This is a genomic window from Curtobacterium sp. RM9, from assembly GCF_054956955.1.
Window position 1 is genome coordinate 2888064 of the sequence record NZ_CM143271.1, and the last position, 23461, is coordinate 2911524.

The 23461-nt window shown below is 72.8% G+C and carries 22 protein-coding genes; 6 read left to right on the forward strand and 16 right to left on the reverse strand.

Features of this window, described 5'->3' with window-relative positions; translation table 11 throughout:
- The first annotated feature begins 43 nt into the window (after positions 1–43).
- The gene (locus ACY3FI_RS13690) at positions 44–1060 is read left to right on the forward strand and encodes an LLM class flavin-dependent oxidoreductase (RefSeq protein WP_462548111.1); all 1017 of its coding nucleotides are present in this window, start codon (positions 44–46) and stop codon (positions 1058–1060) included.
- Positions 1061–1495: 435 nt separating this feature from the next.
- Here the strand turns inward: ACY3FI_RS13690 and ACY3FI_RS13695 are convergent, their stop codons facing one another.
- Complete coding sequence (locus ACY3FI_RS13695) at positions 1496–3976, reverse strand: beta-glucosidase H (protein WP_462548112.1); 2481 nt, start codon at positions 3974–3976, stop codon at positions 1496–1498.
- A 150-nt stretch (positions 3977–4126) separates the two neighbouring features.
- Here ACY3FI_RS13695 and ACY3FI_RS13700 point away from each other — a divergent pair, with 150 nt between their 5' ends.
- Positions 4127–4717, forward strand: a complete 591-nt coding sequence (locus ACY3FI_RS13700) for a TetR/AcrR family transcriptional regulator (RefSeq protein ID WP_462548113.1) — start codon at positions 4127–4129, stop codon at positions 4715–4717.
- Here the strand turns inward: ACY3FI_RS13700 and ACY3FI_RS13705 are convergent.
- On the reverse strand, positions 4714–6441 hold the full coding sequence (locus tag ACY3FI_RS13705; RefSeq protein WP_462548114.1) for an AMP-binding protein: 1728 nt from the start codon (positions 6439–6441) through the stop codon (positions 4714–4716). The two genes, ACY3FI_RS13700 and ACY3FI_RS13705, sit on opposite strands and share 4 nt — an antisense overlap.
- 128 nt (positions 6442–6569) lie before the next feature.
- Between ACY3FI_RS13705 and ACY3FI_RS13710 the strand changes: the two genes are divergently transcribed.
- Positions 6570–7436: an NAD-dependent epimerase/dehydratase family protein gene (locus ACY3FI_RS13710; RefSeq protein ID WP_462548115.1), complete on the forward strand. Its 867-nt coding sequence runs from the start codon at positions 6570–6572 to the stop codon at positions 7434–7436.
- A gap of 45 nt (positions 7437–7481) precedes the next feature.
- On the opposite strand, the gene ACY3FI_RS13715 is transcribed toward ACY3FI_RS13710, so the two are convergent.
- On the reverse strand, positions 7482–9059 hold the full coding sequence (locus ACY3FI_RS13715) for a DUF7059 domain-containing protein (RefSeq protein ID WP_462548116.1): 1578 nt from the start codon (positions 9057–9059) through the stop codon (positions 7482–7484).
- Entirely contained in the window at positions 9056–9421 is a 366-nt protein-coding gene (locus ACY3FI_RS13720) for an ArsR/SmtB family transcription factor (protein WP_462548117.1), read from the reverse strand. Before ACY3FI_RS13720 ends, ACY3FI_RS13715 begins: the two co-directional genes overlap by 4 nt.
- Before the next feature lie 93 nt (positions 9422–9514).
- Between ACY3FI_RS13720 and ACY3FI_RS13725 the strand changes: the two genes are divergently transcribed.
- Complete coding sequence (locus tag ACY3FI_RS13725; RefSeq protein WP_462548118.1) at positions 9515–10801, forward strand: MFS transporter; 1287 nt, start codon at positions 9515–9517, stop codon at positions 10799–10801.
- A 17-nt stretch (positions 10802–10818) separates the two neighbouring features.
- Here ACY3FI_RS13725 and ACY3FI_RS13730 read toward each other — a convergent pair whose 3' ends face one another.
- Positions 10819–11271, reverse strand: a complete 453-nt coding sequence (locus tag ACY3FI_RS13730; protein WP_462548119.1) for a TIGR02611 family protein — start codon at positions 11269–11271, stop codon at positions 10819–10821.
- A gap of 195 nt (positions 11272–11466) precedes the next feature.
- Positions 11467–11799, reverse strand: a complete 333-nt coding sequence (locus ACY3FI_RS13735; protein ID WP_462548120.1) for a TraR/DksA family transcriptional regulator — start codon at positions 11797–11799, stop codon at positions 11467–11469.
- Between the two features lie 56 nt (positions 11800–11855).
- Here ACY3FI_RS13735 and ACY3FI_RS13740 point away from each other — a divergent pair, with 56 nt between their 5' ends.
- Positions 11856–12887: an LLM class flavin-dependent oxidoreductase gene (locus tag ACY3FI_RS13740; protein WP_462548121.1), complete on the forward strand. Its 1032-nt coding sequence runs from the start codon at positions 11856–11858 to the stop codon at positions 12885–12887.
- Positions 12888–12926: 39 nt separating this feature from the next.
- Here the strand turns inward: ACY3FI_RS13740 and ACY3FI_RS13745 are convergent, their stop codons facing one another.
- Positions 12927–13406 carry an ASCH domain-containing protein gene (locus ACY3FI_RS13745; RefSeq protein ID WP_462548122.1) on the reverse strand — a complete coding sequence of 160 codons (480 nt, stop codon included), beginning with the start codon at positions 13404–13406 and terminating at the stop codon, positions 12927–12929.
- A 135-nt stretch (positions 13407–13541) separates the two neighbouring features.
- On the opposite strand from ACY3FI_RS13745, the gene ACY3FI_RS13750 reads away from it, so the two are divergent.
- Positions 13542–13988 (forward strand): DUF2510 domain-containing protein, encoded by a 447-nt coding sequence (locus tag ACY3FI_RS13750; RefSeq protein WP_462548123.1) that lies wholly within the window; start codon positions 13542–13544, stop codon positions 13986–13988.
- 7 nt (positions 13989–13995) lie between these two features.
- Here ACY3FI_RS13750 and ACY3FI_RS13755 read toward each other — a convergent pair whose 3' ends face one another.
- The 9 genes from ACY3FI_RS13755 to ACY3FI_RS13795 all read right to left on the reverse strand — a co-directional run bounded on the left by ACY3FI_RS13755 (position 13996) and on the right by ACY3FI_RS13795 (position 23453).
- Positions 13996–14991, reverse strand: coding sequence for a site-specific tyrosine recombinase XerD (locus ACY3FI_RS13755; RefSeq protein WP_462550367.1), 996 nt, complete (start codon positions 14989–14991; stop codon positions 13996–13998).
- Positions 14992–15121: 130 nt separating this feature from the next.
- On the reverse strand, positions 15122–15721 hold the full coding sequence (locus ACY3FI_RS13760; protein ID WP_462548124.1) for a DUF1349 domain-containing protein: 600 nt from the start codon (positions 15719–15721) through the stop codon (positions 15122–15124).
- Positions 15718–16317, reverse strand: coding sequence for an NUDIX domain-containing protein (locus ACY3FI_RS13765; RefSeq protein WP_462548125.1), 600 nt, complete (start codon positions 16315–16317; stop codon positions 15718–15720). The genes ACY3FI_RS13760 and ACY3FI_RS13765 overlap by 4 nt, the downstream gene beginning before the upstream one ends.
- Before the next feature lie 222 nt (positions 16318–16539).
- Positions 16540–18261 (reverse strand): CTP synthase, encoded by a 1722-nt coding sequence (pyrG, locus tag ACY3FI_RS13770; protein ID WP_462548126.1) that lies wholly within the window; start codon positions 18259–18261, stop codon positions 16540–16542.
- A gap of 542 nt (positions 18262–18803) precedes the next feature.
- Complete coding sequence (gene recN / locus ACY3FI_RS13775; RefSeq protein WP_462548127.1) at positions 18804–20495, reverse strand: DNA repair protein RecN; 1692 nt, start codon at positions 20493–20495, stop codon at positions 18804–18806.
- Positions 20492–21412: an NAD kinase gene (locus ACY3FI_RS13780; RefSeq protein WP_462548128.1), complete on the reverse strand. Its 921-nt coding sequence runs from the start codon at positions 21410–21412 to the stop codon at positions 20492–20494. The genes recN and ACY3FI_RS13780 overlap by 4 nt, the downstream gene beginning before the upstream one ends.
- A complete protein-coding gene (locus ACY3FI_RS13785) occupies positions 21409–22218 on the reverse strand; it encodes a TlyA family RNA methyltransferase (protein WP_462550368.1) in 810 nt (269 codons plus the stop codon). Before ACY3FI_RS13785 ends, ACY3FI_RS13780 begins: the two co-directional genes overlap by 4 nt.
- A gap of 49 nt (positions 22219–22267) precedes the next feature.
- Entirely contained in the window at positions 22268–22471 is a 204-nt protein-coding gene (locus ACY3FI_RS13790; RefSeq protein WP_462548129.1) for a hypothetical protein, read from the reverse strand.
- A 10-nt stretch (positions 22472–22481) separates the two neighbouring features.
- Complete coding sequence (locus ACY3FI_RS13795) at positions 22482–23453, reverse strand: HAD-IIA family hydrolase (protein ID WP_462548130.1); 972 nt, start codon at positions 23451–23453, stop codon at positions 22482–22484.
- Positions 23454–23461 lie beyond the last annotated feature (8 nt).

Genomic DNA, 23461 nt, shown 5'->3' on the forward strand with positions numbered 1-23461 from the left:
CCGTCCCCTGTCCCCTTTCAATGCATTCGCATACGATTGCGGTGTGCGCGAACTCGGCTTCCTCTCCTTCGTCCCGAACCACGGCGGCACCGCTGGTGCCGTGTCCGCGCTGGAGGACGGCCTGCGCCTCTTCGAGACCGCGGAGGCCCTCGGCTACGGCACCGGGTGGGTGCGCGGGCGACACTTCGAGCCGTACCTCACGAGCCCCATGACGTTCTTCGCCGCCGCGGCGCAGCGCACCAGCACGATCGGCTTCGGCACCGCCGTCCTCGGCATGCGGTACGAGGACCCGGTCCGCCTCGCCGAGGACGCCAGCACGGTCGACCTGCTCAGCGGCGGCCGCGTGCAGCTCGGCATCAGCACCGGGATCGCGGGCTACGGGCCGATCCTCGACCCGGTGTTCGGCGCGTCCGAGCGCAGCTTCCGCGACGAGGCCGAGGGCCGTGCCGCACGGCTCCTCGAGGTCCTCCGGGGCGAACCGCTCGGCACCTCCGGGAAGGGCTACGAGAGCATCCCCGGCGGCACCGACCTGACCCTGCAGCCGCTCAGCCCTGGCCTGCTCGACCGCGTGTGGTGGGGCGGCGGCAGCATGGGCACGGCGGTCCGGACCGCCGAGAAGGGCCTGCTGCTGCACTGCTCGACGCTGAACACCGAGGACACCGGGGCACCGTTCGCCGAGGCCCAGGCCGACCAGATCGCCGCCTACCGCGAGCGCTTCGCCGCACTGCACCCCCGGCGGACGGCGAAGGTCGCGGTGGGCCGGATCGTCGTGCCGCTGCTCGACGACCACGACCGCGCCGTGCACGAGGAGTTCCTCACCGGCTACGCGTCGGGCATGGACGACGAGGGCCGGCCGCTGTCGGGCACGCCGCCGTTCCGCTTCAGCAAGGTGGTTTCGGGCGAGCCGGCCGCGATCGCGGACGCCCTGGCTGCCGACCCGGCCGTCGTGGCAGCCGACGAGCTCGTGATCACCCTGCCGGCGAACGGCGACGCCGCATCGCACGAGCGCATCCTCCGGATCGTCGCCGAGGACGTCGCTCCGATGGTCCGCACGGCCTAGCGCGCGCTTCCTCGACGGCACGCACCTGGGCGACACTCCCCGAGGGCATCCGGTCGGGCTCGTACCGGGGTGGTGAGGCTCCGGGAGCCCCGACCGGATGACCATCTCGTCCCTGATCCGCACGGGATGGTGCACTCATCGTTCCACTCCGCCGAGGCGCTGTCACATCCGGTTGCGGGTTCTGGCCGAAATCGTTGACGGTCCTTCACTCACTCGTGCGGATCGGCCGGAGACGACGAATGCGCCCCCGCGCGGGCGCGGGGACGCATTCTGGACGCACCGGGGCCACCAGGGCTCCATCGGCCGGATCAGGAGACCGTTGTCGCTCACATGGCGACCCCGTCTCGGTGCGTGCGCCGACGGTAACCAGCCGCCTGGCGCAGATCGATGCTACTGAATGAACATCGCATCCGTGCGGAAACCGGAGGAATCACCTCACTCCAGTTCGAGGGTCGCCCTCCCGGCCTCGTCGACGACCGAGGCGCCGACGTGCAGCGTGAACGTGCCGGGCTCGTACGCCCACCGGCCGGACTGGTCGCCCTCCCAGTGCGCGAACGCCCGCGCCGGGACCTCGATCGACACCTCGGTGGACGTCCCCGCGTCGAGCCGGACCGGCGCGAAGCCGACGAGCCAGCGCACGGGTCGGTCGACGGAGGACGTCTCCCGCGAGGCGTAGACCTGCACGACGTGCTTGCCCCGGCGCTGCCCGGTGTTCGCGACCGTGGCGGTGACGATCACGGCGTCGCCCTCGCGGACGGAGGGCGTCGCGGCGACGCCGTCGATCGTCCACGTCGTGTAGCCGAGGCCGTGCCCGAACGGGTACGCCGGTGCCGTGCCCGCCCGCAGCCATGCCCGGTAGCCGACGTGCACGCCCTCGTCGTACGCCACCTTCCCGTCGACCGGGGTGACGTTCGCGACGGGGACGTCCGCGAGCGCGGCCGGCCAGGTGGTGGGGAGCCGACCGCCCGGCTCCTGCGCACCGGTCAGCACGTCGGCCAGGGCGTTGCCGTACTCCTGGCCGCCGAACCAGGTGAGGAGCACCGCTGCGACGTCGTCCCGCCACGGCATCTCGACCGGGGACCCGGCGTTGACGACCACGATCGTGTTCGGGTTCGCGGCGGCCACGGCACGGACGAGCTCGTCCTGGTGCCCGGGGAGCGCGAGCGAGGAGCGGTCGTAGCCCTCCGACTCGACCTTGCTGTTCGTCCCGACCACGACGACGGCGACGTCGGCGCCCGTGGCGGTCTCGACGGCCGCGGCGATGAGCTGCGCCGGGTCGTCGTCGCTCGGCTCGGTGCCGAACTGGTACGCGAGCACCCCGCCGAGCGTCTCGTCCTGCACGACGTCGTACTCGATGCGGACCTGGAGCTGCTGCCCCTCGGTGACCGACACCGGCACCGAGCGGGCCGGCGGGTTGAGGAACGCGGCGCCGAGCTGGTCGCCCTCGAAGCCGACGACCTCGTCGAGCACGAGCTCGCCGTCCACCCACATGCGGGAGTGCCCGGCGGCGCCGATGCCCATCCGGACGGTGCCGGTGCTGGGCGCGGTGTAGGTCGTGGTGATGTCGAGCCGGTCGGCCTCACGCGTCGGGGCGTCGCCGCCGAACCAGAACAGCGCGGTCGCCCGGCGGTCCTCGACGTACAGCTCCTCGCCGTCCTGCACGAACGCCACGCGGGCGCCGGGCTCGCCGGTCGCCGGGTTCGTGATGGTCGACAGCGGGTACTCGGCGATGCCCTCCTGCACGACCGCGCCGATCGCGTAGCTGATCGACGCGTCCGGGAACGCGGTCCGCAGACCGTCGAGCGGCGACACCACCGACGAGGGCACGACGGTCGCCGACCCGCCGCCCTGGGTCCGGGCCTGGTCGGCGTTGTGCCCGATGACGGCGATCCGCGACACGGCGGACGGGGCGAGCGGCAGCACACCCGTGTTGCGGACGAGCACGGTGCCCTCGGCCTCGGCCTCGCGTACGAACGCGACGCCGTCCTCGACGTGCACCGGCTGCGCGGCGACGGGCTCGAAGCCCTCGAGTGCGCCGACCCGGGCGGCCAGCGTCAGGATGCGCCGGACCTTCCGGTCGATCGCCGTCTCGGGTACCTCGCCGGAGCGCACGGCGGCGAGCAGCGGACCCTCGCTCCACCACGGGTTCGGCCCGGGCATCGCGACGTCCTGCGACGCCTTCGCCGAGTCGACCGAGCGCACGCCCGTCCAGTCCGAGACGACGATGCCGTCGAAGCCCCACTCGGTGTTCAGCGGCGTCTCGAGCAGGTCGTTCTCCGACGCCGTCACGCCGTTGATCGCGTTGTAGGACGACATGACGGCCCAGGCGTGCGCCTCGGTGACGGCCTTCTCGAACGCGAGCAGGTACAGCTCGCGGAGCGCCCGGTCGGACACCTCGGTCGACGCGGTGAAGCGGTCGGTCTCGTAGTCGTTCGCGATGAAGTGCTTCGGCGTCGCGGCGACACCGTTCTCCTGCACGCCGTCGACGTAGGCCGCCGCGAGGTCGCCGGTGAGCACGGGGTCCTCGCTGAACGCCTCGAAGTGCCGGCCGCCGAGGGGCGAGCGGTGCAGGTTGATGGTCGGGCCGAGCACGACGTCGACGCCCTTGCGCCGGGCCTCGACCGCGGCGGCGGCGCCGTAGCGCTTCGCGATCGCACGGTCCCAGCTGGCCGACAGGGCGGTGGCCGACGGCAGGTTCAGCGACGGGTCGCGCTCGTCCCAGACCTCGCCGCGGACACCGGACGGACCGTCCGACATGAGGATGCGCCGCAGCCCGATCTTCTCGATCGGCCAGGTCGTCCAGAAGTCACGGCCGGTGAGCAGCTGCACCTTCTCCTCGGTCGTCAGCTGCGCCAGGAGCGCCTCGATGCGCTCGGCCAGCGGCGACGCACTGGAGGCGCGGGTCGTCTCGTCCACGGTGGTCACGATGGTCGGTCCCTTCGGTCAGCGACGAGCGGCTGCGGCAGGACCTCCACACGCCCTCGTCGGCGGTGGCGCCAGCGTAGCACCAATACCTATCGTGAGTAGGTTTTCTTGCTCCCACCCGACGGGCGGTACGGTTCTCGCATGGCACGACGGGGTTCGTACGCGAAGGGCATCGCGAAGCGCGAGGAGATCCTCACCACCGCACTCGACCTCGTCGCCTCGCAGGGCTTCCGCCGGACGAGCATCAAGGACATCGCCGACGCGGTCGGGCTCACCCAGGCCGGACTGCTGCACTACTTCGACTCGAAGGACGAGCTCTGGGTGGAGATCCTCCGCCGCCGCGACGCCGTCGACCTCGCCCAGGACTGGCAGGCCGACGACCCGGGCGCCCTGCTCGCCGCGATCGTGCGGCACAACACCGAGGTCCCCGGGCTCGTGCAGATGTTCGTGAACCTGTCCGCAGCGGCCGCGACCGACGCCGAGCACCCCGCGCACGAGTACTTCCGCGAACGCTACGAACGCAGCCGGGCCGACTTCGCCGCCGACTTCCGGCTGATGCAGGAGGACGGGCGGCTCCGTGGCGACGTCGACCCCGATCAGCTCGCCAGCGTCCTGCTCGCCATCTCCGACGGCATGCAGATCCAGTGGCTGTACGACCCGACGCGGGACATGGCCGACCACGTCGAGCTCGTCGCGCGGCTGGCCATCGCCCAGACGGTGCGAACGGACTAGCTCCGGGGGCCCTGGGCTCCGCGCAGCTCGGGGAAGTCGCCCTCACGCCACTCGCCCTCGACCGGCGTCCCGCTCGCGGCTGCCTGCTCCTCGCGCTCCCGCAGCTCGACGCGGCGGATCTTGCCCGAGATCGTCTTCGGCAGCTCAGCGAACTCGACCCGGCGGACCCGGGCGTAGGCCGGCAGCGCCGTCCGGGCGTGCTCGAGCACGGCGCGGGCGGTGTCGGCGGTCGCCTCCCACCCGGCGGCGAGCGTGACGTACGCCTTGACGATGTTGAGCCGGGCGTCGTCCGGTGCCGGCACCACTGCGCTCTCGGCGACGGCCGGGTGCTGGAGCAGCGCGCTCTCCACCTCGAACGGCGAGACCTTGTAGTCCGAGGACTTGAACACGTCGTCGGTCCGGCCGATGAAGGTCAGCTGCCCGTCGGCGTCGCGCGCGGCGATGTCGCCGGTGTGGAACACCCCGTCGCGCATCGCGTCCGCCGTCCGCTCCGGGTCGCCGAGGTAGCCCGACATCAGGTTCACCGGCCGCTCGGTGAGGTCGAGGCAGACCTCGCCCTCGTCGGTCCGCTCGCCGGTCCGCGGGTCGAGGAGCACGACCGAGACGCCGGGCAGCGGCGTCCCCATCGCGCCGGGCGTCACCGGGTCCCCCGGGGCGTTGCCGATGATCGCGGTCGTCTCGGTCTGGCCGTAGCCGTCGCGGATCGTCAGGCCCCAGGCGGCCTCGACGCGCGCGATCACCTCGGGGTTGAGCGGCTCACCCGCCGACACGACCTCGCGCAGCGCACGCGGTCGCGGTCCGAGGTCGGCCTGCAGCATCATCCGCCACGCGGTGGGCGGCGCACAGAACGTGCTCACCTCGGCGGCGTCGAGCTGGGCGAGCAGTGCCGCCGGGTCGAAGCGCGGGGTGTTGTGCACGAAGACGGTGGCCTCGGCGATCCACGGCGAGAAGAAGCAGCTCCAGGCGTGCTTGCCCCAGCCCGGCGAGCTGATCGCCAGGTGCACGTCGCCGGGGCGCAGCCCGAGCCAGTGCATGGTGCTGAGGTGACCGACCGGGTAGGACACCTGCGAGTGCACGACCATCTTCGGCTTCGAGGTGGTGCCGGACGTGAAGTAGACCAGGCACGGGTCGTCGGTGCGCGTCGTCACGACCGGCCGACGCTCGTCCGCCGGTGCGGGCTCGCCGAGGTCGGTCGGGTACGCGGTCCAGCCCTCGGCCGCCCCACCGACGACGGTCCGCGTGAAGTGCCCGCGGACGCCGTCGTACTTCGTGGTGTCCCCGACGTTCGTCACCACGTGTGCCACCCCGCCGCGGTCCACGCGGTCCTGCAGGTCGGCGGTGTCGAGCATGGTCGACGTCGGCAGGATCACCGCGCCGAGCTTGATGACGGCGAGCATGGTCTCCCACAGCTCGAGCTGGTTGCCGAGCATGACGAGCACGTGGTCGCCCTTCCGGACGCCCTGCGCGTGCAGCCGCACGGCCAACCGGTCGGAGCGCGCCGCCATCTCGGCGTAGGTCAGGCGCTGCTCGGTGTCGCCCTCGACGATCCACAGCGCGATCCGGTCGTTGTCCGCGGCGATGACGTCGAACCAGTCGTCCGCCCAGTTGAACGTGTCGCCGAGGTCCGGCCACGTGAAGCCCGCTCGGGCGTCGGCAGCGGTCTCGGCGGCGAGGAGCTGGTCGCGGGCGGCACGGTAGGCGGCGGTCACGTTCGGGGAGGACACGGGTCGATCATGCCGCACGAGCCTGCGCCCGTCGGACAGGTACCGCCAGTGCCTGGTCCCGCGTCCGGCACCCGCGGCAGGATGGACGTGGCCGACCAGGCCGTCCGACGACGATGTGGAGTGACGCGATGACGCGTGTTGTGGTGACCGGAGGCAGCGGCAAGCTCGGACGGGCGGTCGTGCGTGACCTCGCCGAGCACGGGTACGACGTGGTCCTGGTGGACCGGGTGCCCTCCCCCGACCTCCCCGAGGGTGTCCAGTTCGTGCGGACCGACCTCACCGACCACGGCCAGGTCCTGAACGTCCTGCTCGGTGTCGACGACCGGTACGACCACGTCGACGCGGTGGTGCACCTCGCAGCGGTGCCCGCGCCGGGTCAGGTGCCCGACGTGGCCCTCATCACGAACAACGTGACCGCCTCGATCAACGTCTTCCACGCCGCCCGCGCCGCGCGGATCAAGAACGTGGTGTGGGCCTCGAGCGAGACCCTGCTCGGCATCCCGATGGGCGAGCACCACCCGCCCTACCTCCCCGTCGACGAGGAGTTCGCGGTCCGCCCGCAGTCGTCCTACTCGCTCGGCAAGGCCGTCGAGGAGGAGATGGCCCGCCACTTCACCCACTGGGACCCGGAGCTGAAGATGATCGGCCTCCGCTTCTCGAACGTGATGGACGAGACCGACTACCCGGCCTTCCCGTGGGACGCCTCCCCCGAGGCGAAGACGTTCAACCTGTGGTCGTACATCGACTCGCGGGACGGCGCGCAGGCGGTGCGGAAGTCGCTCGAGGCCGACCTCACCGGCTTCGAGGCGTTCGTCATCGCGAGCCCGGACACCGTGATGGACACGCCCACGATCGAGCTCGTCGAGCGCTTCGTGCCGGACATCGAGCGCCGCGCCGACATCGACGGCACGAGCTCCCTGCTGTCGAGCGAGAAGGCACGCGAGCTCCTCGGCTACGCCCCCGAGCACACCTGGCGCAACCACCGCACCAGCTGACCGGGCACGCTGGTCGCGTCGACCGGACGGGAGGCGCGGACCACCTCACGACGTCGGCGCGAGCAACAGGCCGTCCAGCACCAGGTCACGGGCGCGCGGCAGCAGGTCCTCGCGCAGCGCCTGCTCCGACGCTCCCGTGATCTGGGCGAGCGCGCCGACGATCGCCCCCACGGACAGGTCGCCGTCGCACGCCCCGACGAACGCGGCGAGCGCCGTGTCCGCGTCCACGCGCCGGCCGTAGCCGCCGCCCTGCACGAGGGTGATCACCGTCGGGTCGTCGTTACCGGGCCAGTAGTACCGCTCCTCGGTGACGTCCCCGGCGACCCGGAGGTGCGCCGCGGCGAGCGCCGCGTCGTCGGTCGCGGCCAGCCAGGCGGCCGCGTCGAGGACCCGCGCGACCGTCGCGCCGAGCCCCGCGGGGTTGGAGCCGAGCGTCTCGGGGACGCGCTCGAGACGACGGAGGTGCGCCGCGCCTCCCGGCTGTCCCTGCGCCTGCGCAGCTCGACGCACCACGACGTACCCAAAGCCGACGCCGGTCACGCGGCGCGAGGCGAAGTCGTCGAGCCAGGCGGTGACGAGCCGCTCGTGCTCCGGTGTGCCGGGCTTCGTGCCGCCGTCGCGGATCCACGTCTCGGCGTAGGCGTACGGGTCCTGCCGCTCGCGTTCGACGACCCACACGTCGAGGTCGGTGTCCGCGAACCAGCCGCGCACGCGGTCCAGGCCGTCCGCGCCCCAGTGGTACTCCCAGTTGCCGAGCAGCTGCGCGGTCCCGCCGGGCGCGAGGTGCTCGTCGAGCCCGCGCAGGACGGTCTCGACCAGGGCGTCGCCGACCATGCCGCCGTCGCGGTACTCGTAGGCGGGGACGCCCTCGGTGCGCGGGGTGATCACGAACGGCGGGTTCGAGACGATGCGGTCGAAGCGCTCCCCGGCAACGGGCTCGTACAGTGAGCCGAGACGGAACTCGACGCCCTCGATGCCGTTGAGCTGCGTGTTGAACCGGGCGATGTCGAGCGCGCGACGCGAGATGTCGGTGGCGATCACCTCGTCGGCGAAGCGCGAGGCGTGCATGGCCTGGATGCCGCACCCGGTGCCGAGGTCGAGCACCCGGCCGACGGGCACCGGCACCTGCAGCCCGGACAGCGTCGTGGTGGCGCCGCCGATGCCGAGCACGTGCTCCTCGTCGAGCGCGGTGCCGAGCGCCAGCTCGCCGAGGTCGGACACGATCCACCAGCTGCCGGCACCGAGGTCGTCGACGAAGCCGTACGGGCGGAGGTCCACCGTCGGCGCCACGCGGTCCCCCTCGACGCGGAGCAGACCGGCGTCGACCAGGGCCGGCACCCCGGTGGTGGGGAAGGCCGCGTCGGCGGCGTCCCGCGCGACGGGCAGGCCGAGCACGAAGAGCGTGGCGATCGTGTGCCGCGGCCGGAGCGCGTCGGTCAGCCGCTCACGGGCGGCCCGGACCGCCGCGGCCCGGTTCCCTCGGTGCAGTGCCGCGGCGGCGTCGGTGCCCCAGAGCGCGTCGACACCCTCGACCGTGAAGCCCGCTGCGTCGAGGTCCTGCCGGAGCGCGTCGGTGACGACCGCGTCCGCAGCGACGGTCGGCAGCGTGTGCGTGGCGCTCACGCGGGGACGTCCGCGCGCATGAGGGCCGCGGGGACGGGCCAGTCGAGCACGAGGTCGAGCAGTCCGGGGAACCGCTGCTGCACGTCCTCGACGCGGGCCCGGCTCGACCGCGTCAGGCCCTCCTGGTGCTGCTCGAGCAGCCCGGCCTCGCGCAGGACGCGGAAGTGGTGCGTCAGCGTGGACTTCGGTCGGTCGATGCCGACCCACCCGCAACTCCGGGTCCCGCCGGCCGCGTCGACGAGGTAGCGGTGCAGGATCGCCAGCCGGATCGGGTCGCTGAGGGCGTCCAGCACGACCGGCAGGTCCATCTCGTCGACGGTCGGCTGCGGCAGGCGTTCGGGGGCATCCACGTGCGCGGGCATGGACCGGACGCTACCACCGTTCACCCCGTAGTACGACTTGCGTCGTACTGGCAGGCTGCGGTACGAATGCAGTCGTACAGCGAGCACCGTCCGGTGCCCGACACCGAACGGAAGGAGCAGCCGATGGCGCAGTCAGCCCGCTCGGTCGCCGGGTTCTGGATCATCGCGGCGATGCTGCTCGCCTCCGTCGCCTCCTCGGCGGTCCCGTCCCCGATCTACCCCGTGTACGCGGCGGAGTGGCACCTCACCCCGCTCATGCTCACCGGCGTCTTCGCGATCTACGTCGCCGGGCTCCTCGTGAGCCTGCTGGTCGCCGGTCGTCTCTCCGACCACGTCGGCCGGAAGCCCGTGCTCGTCGTCGGCGGCCTCGGCGTCGCGCTGTCGCTCGGCCTGTTCGCCGTCGCCGACGGTGTCGGTGCGCTGATCGTCGACCGCATCGTGCAGGGCGTCTCCGTCGGCCTCCTCATCGGCGCCCTCGGTGCCGCGCTCATCGACCACTCCCTCGAGCGCCACCCCGCCCTCGCCGGCGTGCTCAACGGCGCCGTCCCGCCGATCGCCCTCGCCACCGGTGCCCTGTCGAGCGGCGCCCTCGTCGAGTGGGGTCCCGCGCCCGAACAGCTGGTGTACCTGGTCTTCGGGGCGCTCCTCGTCCTGATGGTCGTCGCCCTGGTGGTCGTCCCCGAGCGGGTCGTCCGCCGCCCCGGCGCCCTGCGGTCCCTCCGCCCGACCATCTCGGTGCCGCGGTCCTCGCGTCGGCTGTTCCGCAGCGTCGCCGGCTCCCTCGTCGCGAGCTGGGCGCTCGGCGGCCTCTTCCTGTCCCTCGTGCCGTCCGCCCTCGGCGCCGTGTTCGGCATCACGAACCACTTCGCCGCCGGCGCCCTGATCGCCGTCGTCACCGGCGTCGGCGCGCTGACCGGCCTCGCGATCCAGCGGATGGACACCCGGAAGGCCGTGCTGGTCGGGCTCGTGGCGCTCGTCGCCGGGCCGGTCGTCACGGTGTCCTTCCTCGCCGCGCACTCGCTGCCCGGCCTCGTCGTCGGCAGCGCGATCGCCGGCGTCGGCTTCGGCGCCGGGTTCCAGGCGCCGCTCCGGATGCTGCTCGCGACCGCCGCACCGACCCACCGGGCCGGGCTCCTGTCGACCATCTACGTCGTGAGCTACCTGGCGTTCGGGGTCCCCGCGGTGCTCGGCGGCCTGCTCGAACCCCTCGTCGGGCTCGTGCCGGTCATCGCCGGGTACGGCGCGTTCATCGTCCTCGCTGCCGTCGTGGCCCTCGTGCTGCAGGTCACGTCGAAGGAGGCAGCCACCGTCGAGGGGGCCGCGGCCGAGGTCGTCGAGCGCACCGCCACCGGGTCGATCCGGGTGGCCTCGGCCGAGTAGGGCCGCGCCCGCTCGGGTCAGTGCCCGGGTCGCGCCCGCTTCGGCCCGTGCGCGCGGACGCCCGTGCTCCGGTGCGCATCCGCATGGGCGGCGTCGACGTCCGCCTTGCCCCGGTCGGCGGCCTTCCGGAGCCACTGCGGGCCGTGCGCCTTCGCCCAGTCCCAGAAGCGGTGCAGCTGCGCGCGGAGCCACGTGATGATGCGGTGGAAGAAGTGGAACTCGCTCGCCAGGATCGTCAGGCCGATGAACACCACGAGCCACCCGGGTCCGGGGAGCGGCACGAGGATCAGCCCGATCACCACGACGAGGCCGCCGACGATCCCGACGAGCACCTTGTAGAACAGGTGCACGTGCGGCCGGGCGTGGATCCAGGCGCGGAGGTCGCGGAACCACTGGAAGCGTCGGCGCTGGCCGTCGGCGGGCTCGGCGTGCTGCAGCTCGCCGTGTCGGTCGTCGCTGTCGCCCTGCATGCCGGAACGGTAGGGCGCGCGGCTGGGAATCAGCGGCACAGGCGTTGGACGCGGGGTGCGCGGTCGGGAGGCGCGGCGCGGTGCCGCCACGCGCCTCCCGACCGCTCCGTGACCAGCTGTCGGACGGGAGGCGCGGGTCGGGTCCGTCCCTCCCCTCGTGCCGCACGCATCACGACCTGTCGGAACGCCGTCGCGTCACGCGTGGGCGACGCAGGTCGCCGCCCACGGGACGGCGGCGAGGCGCGCCTCCGGGATCGGTTCGCCGCCGACCGCGCACCGGCCGTAGGTGCCGCGGTCCAGCCGCGCGAGCGCGGCGTCCACCTGCCGGAGCCGCTCTCGAGCGCCGTCCCGCACCGCGCCGAGCGAGCCGCGCTCCCACGCGAGGGTCGCGCCCTCCGGGTCGTGCTCGTCGTCCGAGTTCGCGTCCTGCCGCGCATCGCTGACGTCGCGCATGCTCCGCTCGACGTCGGCCAGCAGGCGTTCGTTGCGCTCCCGCTCGGCGAGCAGTGCGGCGCGGGGGTCGTCCATGCCGGACACCGTAGTCCCCGCGGAATGCCGTCGAGCGGTCATGCGTTCCCGTCGACATGACCAAGATCGGGTTCCTGTCGTTCGGACACTGGCGCGACGTGCCGGGGTCCAAGGTGCGCAGCGGCCGCGAGGCCCTCGTCCAGGCGATCGACCTCGCCGTCGCCGCCGAGGAGGCGGGCGTCGACGGCGCCTACTTCCGCGTGCACCACTTCGCACCGCAGCAGGCCGCGCCGTTCCCGCTGCTCTCCGCCATCGCCGCGAAGACCAGCCGCATCGAGATCGGCACCGGCGTGATCGACATGCGCTACGAGAACCCGCTGTACATGGCGGAGGAGGCCGCGGCCGCCGACCTCATCTCCGGCGGTCGACTGCAGCTCGGTGTCTCCCGGGGCTCACCCGAGACCGCGCTCGCCGGGTACCAGCAGTTCGGCTACGTACCGGACGCCGGTGACGAGAACGGCGGCGACCTGGCCCGGGCACACACCTCGGTGTTCCGCCGGGCGATCGCCGGCGAGCCGATGGCGAACGCGAACCCGCAGATGACCGGCTCCGTCGGGTCGCTGGCGATCTCGCCGCTCTCCGACTCGCTCGGCGACCGCATCTGGTGGGGTGCCGGCACCCGCGCGACCGCCGAGTGGACCGCCGAGCAGGGCATGAACCTGATGTCGTCGACCCTGCTCACCGAGGACACCGGCGTGCCGTTCGACCAGCTGCAGGCCGAGCAGATCCAGCGCTTCCGCAACGTCTGGGAGTCGATGGGGTGGGAGCGGACGCCGCGAGTCTCGGTGTCCCGCAGCATCATCCCGATCATCGACGACGAGTCGCGGCACTACTTCGGGGTGCGGGCACAGGTCGAGGGGCAGGACCAGGTCGGGCACCTCGACGGTGGGCTGGCCCGCTTCGGCCGGTCGTACATCGGGTCGCCGGAGGACCTGGTGGCGGAGCTCGCCGCGGACGAGGCCGTCCGTGCTGCCGACACCGTGCTCGTGACCGTGCCGAACCAGCTCGGGGTGGACTTCAACGCGCGGCTGCTCGCGGCGGTCAAGGACGTCATGCGCGAGGTCGACGCGGCGCCCGTGCCCGCCTAGGTCGCGCAGCAGTCGACGCAGCGCCCTTCCCCGCCTGGATCAGGCGCTGGCGAGCGGTTCTGGCTGCAGCAGGCGGAACCGCTCGCACAGCACGGGCATGTCCGGCTCGAAGCCCCGCGGGTTCTCCGAGTGCGTCCGCCAGTACCGCTCGTGCGCCTCGCGCCAGTACGCCAGCGTCCGGTCCCCTTCGCCCTCGGCCCGCGCGTGCTCCTCGCCGACCTGGTCGAACGGCACCACGGCGAGCGCCGTCGTCTCGATGACCGCGCGCGGTTCGCCCTCGCCGTCGAGGATCACGCTCAACTCCCCGACCTCCGGCAGGGCGTCCCCCGTCGCCTCGTAGTCCCACATCGACGACGCCGTGCCGTCCTTGATCCCGCGCAGCACCAGGTCGAGCAGTTCGTCGGCGTGCTCCGGCGTCGCACCGAAGGCCCACGCGAGCGGGACGGCCTCGGGCAGAGCCGGGTCGTCGGCACGGCGGGCTTCCCAGAACACGGGCAGGGACGACGACGCGGCGATCACCCGACGACGGTAGCGCAGGAGGTCCGGGCAGCCACCGGTCCCCCTTCCTGCCGACACCCGGCCGGGGACTGTGGCGGCCGCCTCCGCTGCCGTAGCGTCGAGGGGTACCACCCGCGATCCGCTGAGGAGCACCCCGTGACACTGCCGGCCGCCGGCTGGTTCCCCGATCCGCAGGACCCGACCCGCCTCCGATGGTGGGACGGGGGCGCGTGGGGTGCTGCGACACGCGTGCTGCCGGACCGTGCGGAGCCCGTCGTGCCGGTCGTCGTCGCTCCCGTCGGGCCGTCCTTCTCGGTACAGACCGGCTCCGTACGCGCAGCGTCGTGGGCGTCGGGAGTCCCGGCGACCCACCGATTCAGCGTCGTCACCGCGGTGGCCGTCCTGTTCGCCGTGGCCTCGGTCGTGGTGAACCCGTGGGGCGTCCCGAGCGCGATCGCGGTCGCTGCGGCCGTCGTCGGCGTGGTCCGGCCGGGCGTCACCGGCGCGTGGAAGGTCGTCGCACGGAGCCTCGCGGCGAGCGCCCTCGTCCTCGGGGTCGCGACGGCCGCGGTGGCCGCCTCCGCCCAGTACCACCTGTTCTGAGCGGCTGCTAGCGCCGGGCCCGTGGGTGCGAGGTCTGGTAGACGTCGCGGAGCATGTCCGCCGTCACCATCGTGTAGATCTGCGTCGTGGAGACGCTCGCGTGCCCGAGCAGCTCCTGCACGACACGCACGTCGGCGCCGCCCTCGAGCAGGTGCGTCGCGAAGGAGTGCCGGAACGTGTGCGGGGAGACGTGCGCCGTCAGGTCCGCCCGCTCCGCGGCCGCCTGGATGACGAGCCAGGCGCTCTGCCGTGAGAGCCGACCGCCGCGTGCGCCGAGGAACAGCGCCGGTGATCCCGCTCCCCGCGCGGCGAACAGCGGACGGGCGCGGACGAGGTACGCGTCGATCGCGGCCCGCGCGAAGCTGCCGAGGGGGACGATGCGCTGCTTGTTGCCCTTGCCGGTGACCCGCACGACCGCGAGCCCGTCGCCGCCGGCGTCGTCCTCGTCCGGGTCGGACAGTGTGGTGACGTCGTCGACGCTCAACCCCACGGCCTCGGAGATCCGCGCTCCCGTGGCGTAGAGCAGTTCGAGGAGCGCCCGGTCCCGCAGCCGCACAGGGTCGTCGTCCCCACCGACCGCGGCGAGCAACCGCTCCATCTCGTGCACGCTGACGGCCTTCGGCAGCCGCATCGGGGCCTTCGGCGGTCGGACGGCCGCGCCCGGGTCGAGCTGCAGCCACCCCTCCCCGACCGCGAAGGCGGTGAACGACCGGACCGAGCTGAGCATCCGGGCGACGGACCGTGGCGCGAGCGGTCCCTCGGCCCGGGTCGTGAGGTGGGTGACGAAGCCCGCGAGGTCTGCACGGGCGATCCGCCCGACGTCGTCCAGCACCGCGCGGCCACCGGCGCGGTCCGCGCCCGCGGAGTCGACGGGCTCGCAGGTCGCGACCCACTCCCGGAACGCCGCGAGGTCGCGCCGGTACGCGGACAGGGTGTGCTGAGAGAGGCCCCGCTCGATGGCGATGTGCCGGAGGTAGGTCTCCGCGGCACGGTCGAACGGGATCACCCGACGAGGCTAACCGCCGAGCGGCATCGCGCCGTGCGACGCCCCGCACGGGCAGCACCTGCGCGCGCAGCAGCTGCGCGCACCGACCGGCACGCGCAGCACCTGCGCACCGACCGGCGCGTGCAGGTCAGTGCAGCGTCGCGTCCGGTTCCCCGACCCGGAACCCGGTGAACGTGACCGTCAGCCCCGCCCGGGTCGGCGCCGCACAGAAGAGTCCGGCCGACACCACCGCGTCTGCGTCGAGCGGCGCGACCCGCACCAGCCGAGGAGTCTCGTCGTCCGCCCAGGCCCGGACCGTCACCGCGTCACCGGCCCGGCTCGCCCGGACCGTCACCGTCCGCCCGACCCATTCCGTGACGGGCGCGACCGACCAGTCCGAGACCTCGCGCGTGACGACGGCCCCGAGCTGCGCCCGCCCGTCGGAGTGCTCCACACCGGCCTTGGTCCACGTGCGCTCGTCGACGCGGAGGAACACCCCCGCCTGATCGAACTGCTCCGCGAAGTCGAGCACGAAGGACACCTCGACCGAGAAGGGACCGTCGAACCGCTGCACGAGCGCGTGCTCGGAGTCGTGCACGAACCCGTACGAGGTCGTCCGCCACGCGTCACTGCCCTCGCCCGCCGTCACGCGGAGGATGTCACCGTCGAGCTCGGCGGTCAGCGGCTCGTGCGTCCACGTCCCTGCGGCGAGCAGACCAGCGAGCCCGGAGGCCCCCGCCGTGCTCACCGTCCGGCGCGCCGCTCGATGGTCTCGACCGCGAGCGTCGCCGCGACGAGCGCCGAGTTGTGCAGCCGCCCCTCGAGGATCGCGTCGACCAGTTCTTCGCGCGGCACCCACCGCGTCACGATGTCGGCTTCCTCGGCCTCGCGCTCGAACGCGCTCTCGGTCGCGCGGACGCCCCGGGCGCGGAAGATCTCGATGAACTCGTCGCTGCCGCCCGACGAGGTGTTGTACGTCAGGAGCGGCTCCCAGTGCTCCGCGACGAGGTCGGCCTCTTCGCCGAGCTCGCGCTGCGCCGCCGAGAGGTGGTCCTCGCCCTCCTGGTCGAGCAGCCCCGCCGGCAGCTCCCAGTCCCGCAGCTGCACCGGGTGCCGGTACTGCTGGATGACGAGCACGCGGCCTTCGTCGTCCTCGGCGTAGACGGCCACGGCACCTGTGTGGTCGATGTACTCGCGGACCATCTCGTGTCCGTCGTAGTCGACGGTGTCGCGGCGGACGTCCCAGACCGCTCCCTCGTACACGACCGTCGAGTCGGTGACCTCGTACGAGGCGTGGTCGTCGGCGATGGGGGCGTCGTCGATGGGGGCGTCAGCGGCAGTCATCGCCCCATCCTGGCACGCCCCTCCTTCGGAACCAGGTTCCGGACACAGCACCGCGCCCTTCCACGGTTCCGTGCCCGGAACCAGGTTCCGGGCAGGACCCGCAACGGACGGGAGGCGCGGCGCCAGCTGGCACCGTCCTCCCTCGCAGGCTCGGTCGGCGCGCCCCACGCGACGCTCCGCGTCACCGCTGAGCGGGGCGCGCCAGACCGTCGATCGGTCGCGTTACGCGACGACCTCCGCCTGCTCCTCGGCCGGGTCGAAGAGGCTCGACGCCTCGTGCCGCGCGATCGCGGCGTCGACCAGCCCGGCGAACAGCGGGTGCGCGTTCGTCGGCCGGGAGCGCAGCTCGGGGTGCGCCTGCGTGGCGATGTAGAACGGGTGCACGTCGCGCGGCAGCTCGACGTACTCGACGAGCGTGCCGTCGGGCGAGGTGCCCGAGAAGACGAGCCCGGCGTCCGCGATCTGCTCGCGGTACGTGTTGTTCACCTCGTAGCGGTGACGGTGCCGCTCAGACGCCTCGGGCGCACCGTAGAGCGACGCCGCGAGCGACCCGTCGGAGAACTTCGCCGGGTACAGGCCGAGGCGCATCGTGCCGCCCAGGTCGCCGCCGGCGATGATGTCGACCTGCTCGGCCATGGTCGCGATGACCGGCGTCGAGGTCTCCGGGTCGAACTCGGTGCTCGACGCGTCGATCAGGCCGGCCTCGTGGCGGGCGTACTCGATGACCATGCACTGCAGGCCGAGGCACAGGCCGAGCGTCGGGATGCCCTGCTCACGCGCGAACTTCAGCGCGCCGAGCTTGCCCTCGATGCCACGGACGCCGAAGCCGCCCGGCACGCAGATGCCGTCGACGTCGCCGAGGTGCTTCGCGGCGCCCTCGGGCGTGGTGCAGTCGTCCGACACGACCCACTTCAGCTTCACCTTGGCGTTGTGCGCGAAGCCGCCCGCACGGAGCGCCTCGGTCACCGACAGGTAGGCGTCCGGGAGGTCGATGTACTTGCCGACGAGGGCGATCGTGACCTCCTTCTTCGGCTCGTGCACCGCGCGGAGGACGCCGTCCCACCGGGACCAGTCGACACCGTCGGCCTCGAGCCGGAGCGCGTCGATGATGACCTGGTCGAGGCCCTGGTCGTGCAGCATCGTCGGGATGTCGTAGATCGACGGCACGTCCACCGCGTTCACCACGGCGTTCTCGTCGACGTCGCACATCAACGCGATCTTGCGCTTGTTCGACTCCGACACCGGGCGGTCGCTGCGGAGCACGAGGGCGTCCGGCTGGATGCCGATCGACCGCAGCTGCGCGACGGAGTGCTGCGTCGGCTTGGTCTTCTGTTCGCCGGACGCGTTCATGAACGGCACGAGCGAGACGTGCACGAAGAACACGTTGTTCCGGCCGAGCTCGTGACGCACCTGGCGGGCCGACTCGATGAACGGCTGCGACTCGATGTCGCCGACCGTGCCGCCGACCTCGGTGATGATGACGTCGGGCTGCGGGTCGTTCTCCGCCTGCTCCCGCATCCGACGCTTGATCTCGTCCGTGATGTGCGGGATGACCTGGACCGTGTCGCCGAGGTACTCGCCGCGACGCTCCTTGGCGATGACCGTCGAGTAGACCTGCCCGGTCGTGACGTTCGCCGACTGCGCGAGGTTGATGTCGAGGAAGCGCTCGTAGTGCCCGATGTCGAGGTCGGTCTCGGCGCCGTCGTCGGTCACGAAGACCTCGCCGTGCTGGAACGGGTTCATGGTGCCCGGGTCCACGTTGAGGTACGGATCGAGCTTCTGCATGACGACCTTGAGGCCGCGTGCCGTGAGCAGGTTGCCGAGGCTGGCCGCCGTCAGGCCCTTGCCGAGAGACGAGACGACCCCGCCGGTCACGAAGATCTGCTTCGTGACCTTCGGGGTCGAGGTCGAAGAAAGTGTTCCGCCGCTGAGAGTGTCCGCCACGGGGTTCCATCGTACGTCAGAACTGCCGGGAGGCGCGACCTCGGTTCGCCGTGGGCGTTGCGCCCGGTGGGTGGCGGGCGCTGGGCCCGCCTCGTGGCGCGTCCGCCACGGGCGGTTGCGCCCGGCGTCGCGCCCATCGATCCGTGCTCGCCGGTCCGGGTCGGCCAGCCCGGGTCCGGCAGCTGGGTCCGCTGGTCCGTGCCCGCCGGCCAGCTCCGCCGGTCCGTACCCATCCGCCAGCTCCGCCGGTCCGTGCCCGCCGGCCAGGTCCGCCGGTCCGTGCCCGCCGGCCAGGTCCGCCGGTCCGTGCCCGCCGGTCAGCTCCGCCCGTCCGCACCCCCCGGCCAGCTCCGCCCGTCCGCACCCCCCCGGCCTCCGCCCGTCCGCACCCCCCGGCCTCCGCCCGTCCGCACCCCCCGGCGAGCTCCGCCCGTCCGCACCCCCCGGCGAGCTCCGCCCGTCCGCACCCGCCGGTCCACGTCCGCCCGTCCGTACCCGCCGGTCCACCCGCGCTGGCTGGGTCGGCCCGGTCCGCCGTCGGGCTACGCGCGCTGGCCGGCGACGTCGAGCAGCTCGCGCGCGTGCTCCATGCCGCTCGCACTGTCCCCGAGCCCGGAGAGCAACCGCGCCATCTCCTGCAGCCGGTCCTCCCCCTCGAGCCGCCGGACGCTCGAGGAGGTCACCGCACCGCTGGCGTCCTTCACGACGTTGAGGTGGTTGTTCGCGAACGCCGCGACCTGCGCGAGGTGCGTCACGACGATGACCTGGGTCCGCTCTGCGAGCGCCGCGAGCCGCCGTCCGATCTCGATCGCCGCCGCACCGCCGACGCCGGCGTCCACCTCGTCGAACACGAACGTCGGCACCGTCGTAGTGCCTGCCATCACCACCTCGATCGCGAGCATCACACGCGAGAGCTCGCCGCCGGAGGCTCCCTTGCCGATCGGCCGAGGGTCCGTACCGGAGTGCGGCTGCAGCAGGATCGCCACCTGGTCGCGCCCGTGCCGTCGGTACTCGCCGGCGTCGGCCACCTCGACCACGAGGGTCGCACCGGCCATCGCGAGCGTCTTCAGCTCGGCGGTCACGCGCTTCGCGAGGTCCGCCGCGGCCTTCGTCCGAGCTGTGGTCAACGTCGACGCGGCCGCCGCGAGGGCCTGCTCGTCCTGCTCGACGGCCTGCTGCAGCGCCACGATGCGGTCGTCGTCGCCGTCGAGCTCGAGCAGACGGTCGCTCGCCCGCTGCCCGTACGCGATGACGTCGTCCACGGAGTCGCCGTACTTCCGAGTGAGGTTCGCGAGCAACGCGCGCCGCTCGTTGATGAGTTCGAGGTCGTGACCGGCGTCCGGCTCGAGCGAGCCGAGGTAGCTCGACAGGCTGGCGGATGCCTCGGACGCCTGGATGCCCAGCTCGGTGAGCTGCTCGAGCACCGGCTGCAGCGTCGCATCGGAGCCGGCGACCCGTTCCACCGCGCGACGGGCCGACTCGACGAGTCCGACGACGTCGACGCCGTCCAGCGACTCGCTCGACAGGGCCTCGTGGGCCAGGCCGGCGGACAGCCGGAGCTCCTCGAGGTTCCCGAGCCGCTCGGCTCGCTCGGCGAGTTCGACGTCCTCGCCGGGCTGCGGGTCGGCGGCCTCGATCTCGTCGGACGCGGCGCGGATGCGCTCGGCCTCGGCGACGCGGTCGTCCCGGTCGCGGACGAGGGTCTCGAGGTCGCCGCTGTGCTGCTGCCAGGTGTCGTACGCGGCGACGTACCGAGCGAGCGCCTTCTCGAGCGCGGCGCCGCCGAACCCGTCGAGGGCGGCACGCTGTGCGGTCGCAGAGGTCAGACGGATCTGGTCGGACTGGCCGTGCACGGTGACGAGCTGGTCGGCGAGTTCCCCGAGCACCGCGACCGGCGCGCTGCGTCCGCCGACCGTGGCGCGGCTGCGACCCTCGGCCGACACGGTGCGCGTCAGGATGAGTTCACCGTCCTCGACGGTGCCCCCGGCGTCCTCGACGCGTTCGGCGACGGCGGCGTGTTCCGGGACGTGCCACCGGCCCTCGACCACGGCGCTCGCTGCACCGCGGCGGACCGCGGCCGCGTCGGACCGGGCGCCGAGCAGCAGCCCGAGTGCCGTGACGATCATCGTCTTACCCGCGCCGGTCTCGCCGGTGACCACGGTGAAGCCGGGGCCGAGTTCGAGCGTGGTCTCACCGATGACGCCCAGGTCGGAGATCTGGATCTCCTCGATCACTGGTCGCCCTCCCGGTCCGGGCCCCGCCAGCCGGCGACCGGCAGACGGAACTTCGCGACGAGTCGGTCGGCGAAGGGCGCGTCCTTCAGCCGTGCCACACGGACCGGGTCCGCCGAGCGACGGACCTCGACCCGTGCACCCGGCGGCAGGTCGTGGGTGCGGCGGCCGTCGCACCACAGCACGCCGACGCCGCTCGTGCGCCGGAGGACCTCGACCGCGAGGACCCGGTCCGGACCGACCACGATCGGCCGCGAGAAGAGGGCGTGCGCGCTGAGCGGCACCATGAGCAGCGCGTCGACGTCGGGCCACACGATCGGGCCGCCGCCGGAGAAGGAGTAGGCGGTCGAGCCCGTGGGGGTGGCCACGACGACGCCGTCGCAGCCGAAGGAGGTGAGCGGACGGCCGTCGACCTCGGTCACGACCTCGAGCATGCGCTCGCGAGAGGCCTTCTCGATCGTCGCCTCGTTGAGCGCCCATGACGTGTAGACGACCTCGTTGCCGACCACCACGTCGACCTGCAGGGTCACGCGTTCCTCGACGTGGTACTCCCCCGAGAGGGCGCGCTCCACCGTGGCGCGCAGACCGTCCCGCTCGCTCTCCGCGAGGAAGCCGACGTGTCCGAGGTTCACGCCGACGATCGGCGCACCGGTGCCCCGGACCAACTCGGCGGCACGGAGGATCGTGCCGTCACCGCCGAGGACGATGACGATCTCGAGCTCGCTTGCCTGCACGTCCACCCCGAGGATGTCGACCTGGCCGACAGACGCCTCGGCGCGCCGCACGTCGGCGTACTCGTCGAAGGGCATGACGGGGTTCAGGCCGGCGGCGTGCAGCAGGTCACACACCTCGACCGCGGCGTCGATCGAGTCCTGGCGGCCCGTGTGGGACACGAGGAGGATGTGCCGATCGTCGCTCATGCAGCCCCTTCCGACAGTGCGCTCGCGCGGTCGATCCATTCTGTCGGATTGGTACCGACATCACGCTGGAAGCGCGCCAGGTACTCGTGATTACCGTGCGTGCCGACGATGGGCGACGCTGCCAGGCCACTCGTCCCGAGACCGAGGTCCCACGCCACCCAGAGCACGTTCATGAGCGCGTCGTGGCGGAGGCCCGCGTCGCGCACGATGCCCTCCCGCACGCCACCACGACCGACTTCGAACTGCGGCTTCACGAGCAGCACGAAGTCGTCCGCCGGTACCGCGGCAGCGAGGGCCGGCAGCACGAGCCGGAGGGAGATGAAGGAGAGGTCGCCGACCACCAGGCTCGTCTCGGGGGCAGCGTTATCGAGCGCCGCGTAGTCCTCGGCCGTCAGGTTCCGGGCGTTGACCCCCTCGACGACCGCGACCCGCGCGTCGATGGCGATCGTGGGGTCGAGCTGGCCGTGCCCGACGTCGAGTGCGACGACCCGGCGGGCCCCGCGCGCGAGCAGCACCTGCGTGAACCCACCCGTGCTCGCACCGACGTCGAGGACGACCCGTCCGGCGGGGTCCACGTCGAACGCGTCGAGCGCGGCGACGAGCTTGAGCGCCGCTCGGGACACCCACGCGTCCGCGGTGTCGACCACGATGTCCGCGGTCGGCAGGACCGGAGTCGACGCCTTCACGACTGCCACGCCGTCGATGGTCACGCGGCCGGCCTGGATCAGCTTCGCAGCGGCCGTCCGGGACCGGACCGTCCCCCTGGCCGCGAGCAGTGCGTCCAACCGGACGGGCGCGACGGACAGCGTCGTGGGAGCCGGCGTCTCCTCGGGGTGGGACGTGGGCGAGAGGTCGTCACGCACTCGCGCTGCCACCGCTCTCGAGCCGCGTCCGCAGTTCGTCGTGGAGCGCCGAGAACCCGTCGGCCCGGTCCTCGAGCGGACGGTCCTCGACCGCGGCCACGCGCTCGGCGAAGTCCTGGCCCTCCCCGTCGCTGCGACCGCCGTACCCGGACTCGCCGCCGCGGGGCGGCTGGGGCGTCGGGTGATCGGTCGGCACGTCGGTCACGCTACTCGCCGCCGTACAGCTTCGGGTCCACGTCGAGGCCGTAGATGGCCAGGCCGGACTCCCAGATCAGCGTCGCGCCGGCGCGGAGCACGTCGAGGCCGTCGCCCTCGTCGAGGACACGGACCACGTGCCCGCGCATCGCGACCGTCGCGTCGTTCATCGTCACGTAGCGTGTGCCGTCCGGGTCCTCGCGCCGCACCGCGACCGGGTACGGCTGGGACAGCCCCCGCAGGTCGCGCAGGATGTAGGTCGGACGCGAGCGCTGGTCCGCCGCGAGCACCTGCTTCTCCTTGTCGATCCCCGTCAGCACGAGCACGCTCGGGATGCCGGCGTCGTTCGCGCCCTTGATGTCGGTGTCGAGCCGGTCCCCGATGAACAGCGGGTGCTCTCCGCCGAAGCGAGCGATGGCCGCGTCGAAGATCGGCCGTTCGGGCTTGCCCGCCACCACCGGCATCCGGCCGACGGCCTGGTGCACGGCGGACACGAGCGTGCCGTTGCCCGGCGCGATCCCGCGCTCCACCGGGATCGACCAGTCCATGTTCGTGGCGACCCACGGCACGTCCGGATCCGCGAGCGCGAAGGACGCCTCTGCCAGGTGCGTCCACCCGAGGTCGGGCGAGAAGCCCTGGATGACGGCTGCCGGGGAGTCCTCGGCGCTCGACGTCACCGTGAAACCGGCTTCCTCCACGATCGCAGTGAGACCGATGCCACCCGTGACGAGCACGGTGGCACCGGCAGGCACGAGGGTCTCGAGGAGCCGCACCCCTGCCTGCGACGAGGTGACGACGTCGTCCGCCGACACCTCGAGCCCGTAGCGCTCGAGGTGCTCGGCGACGTCGGACGGCCGACGCGAGGCGTTGTTCGTGATGTACCCGACGCGGGCGGACAGCGACGCGCGCGTCAGTGCCTCGACCGCGTGCGGGATGGAGTTCCGCCCGCGGTAGACCACGCCGTCGAGGTCCGTGAGGACCACGTCGACGC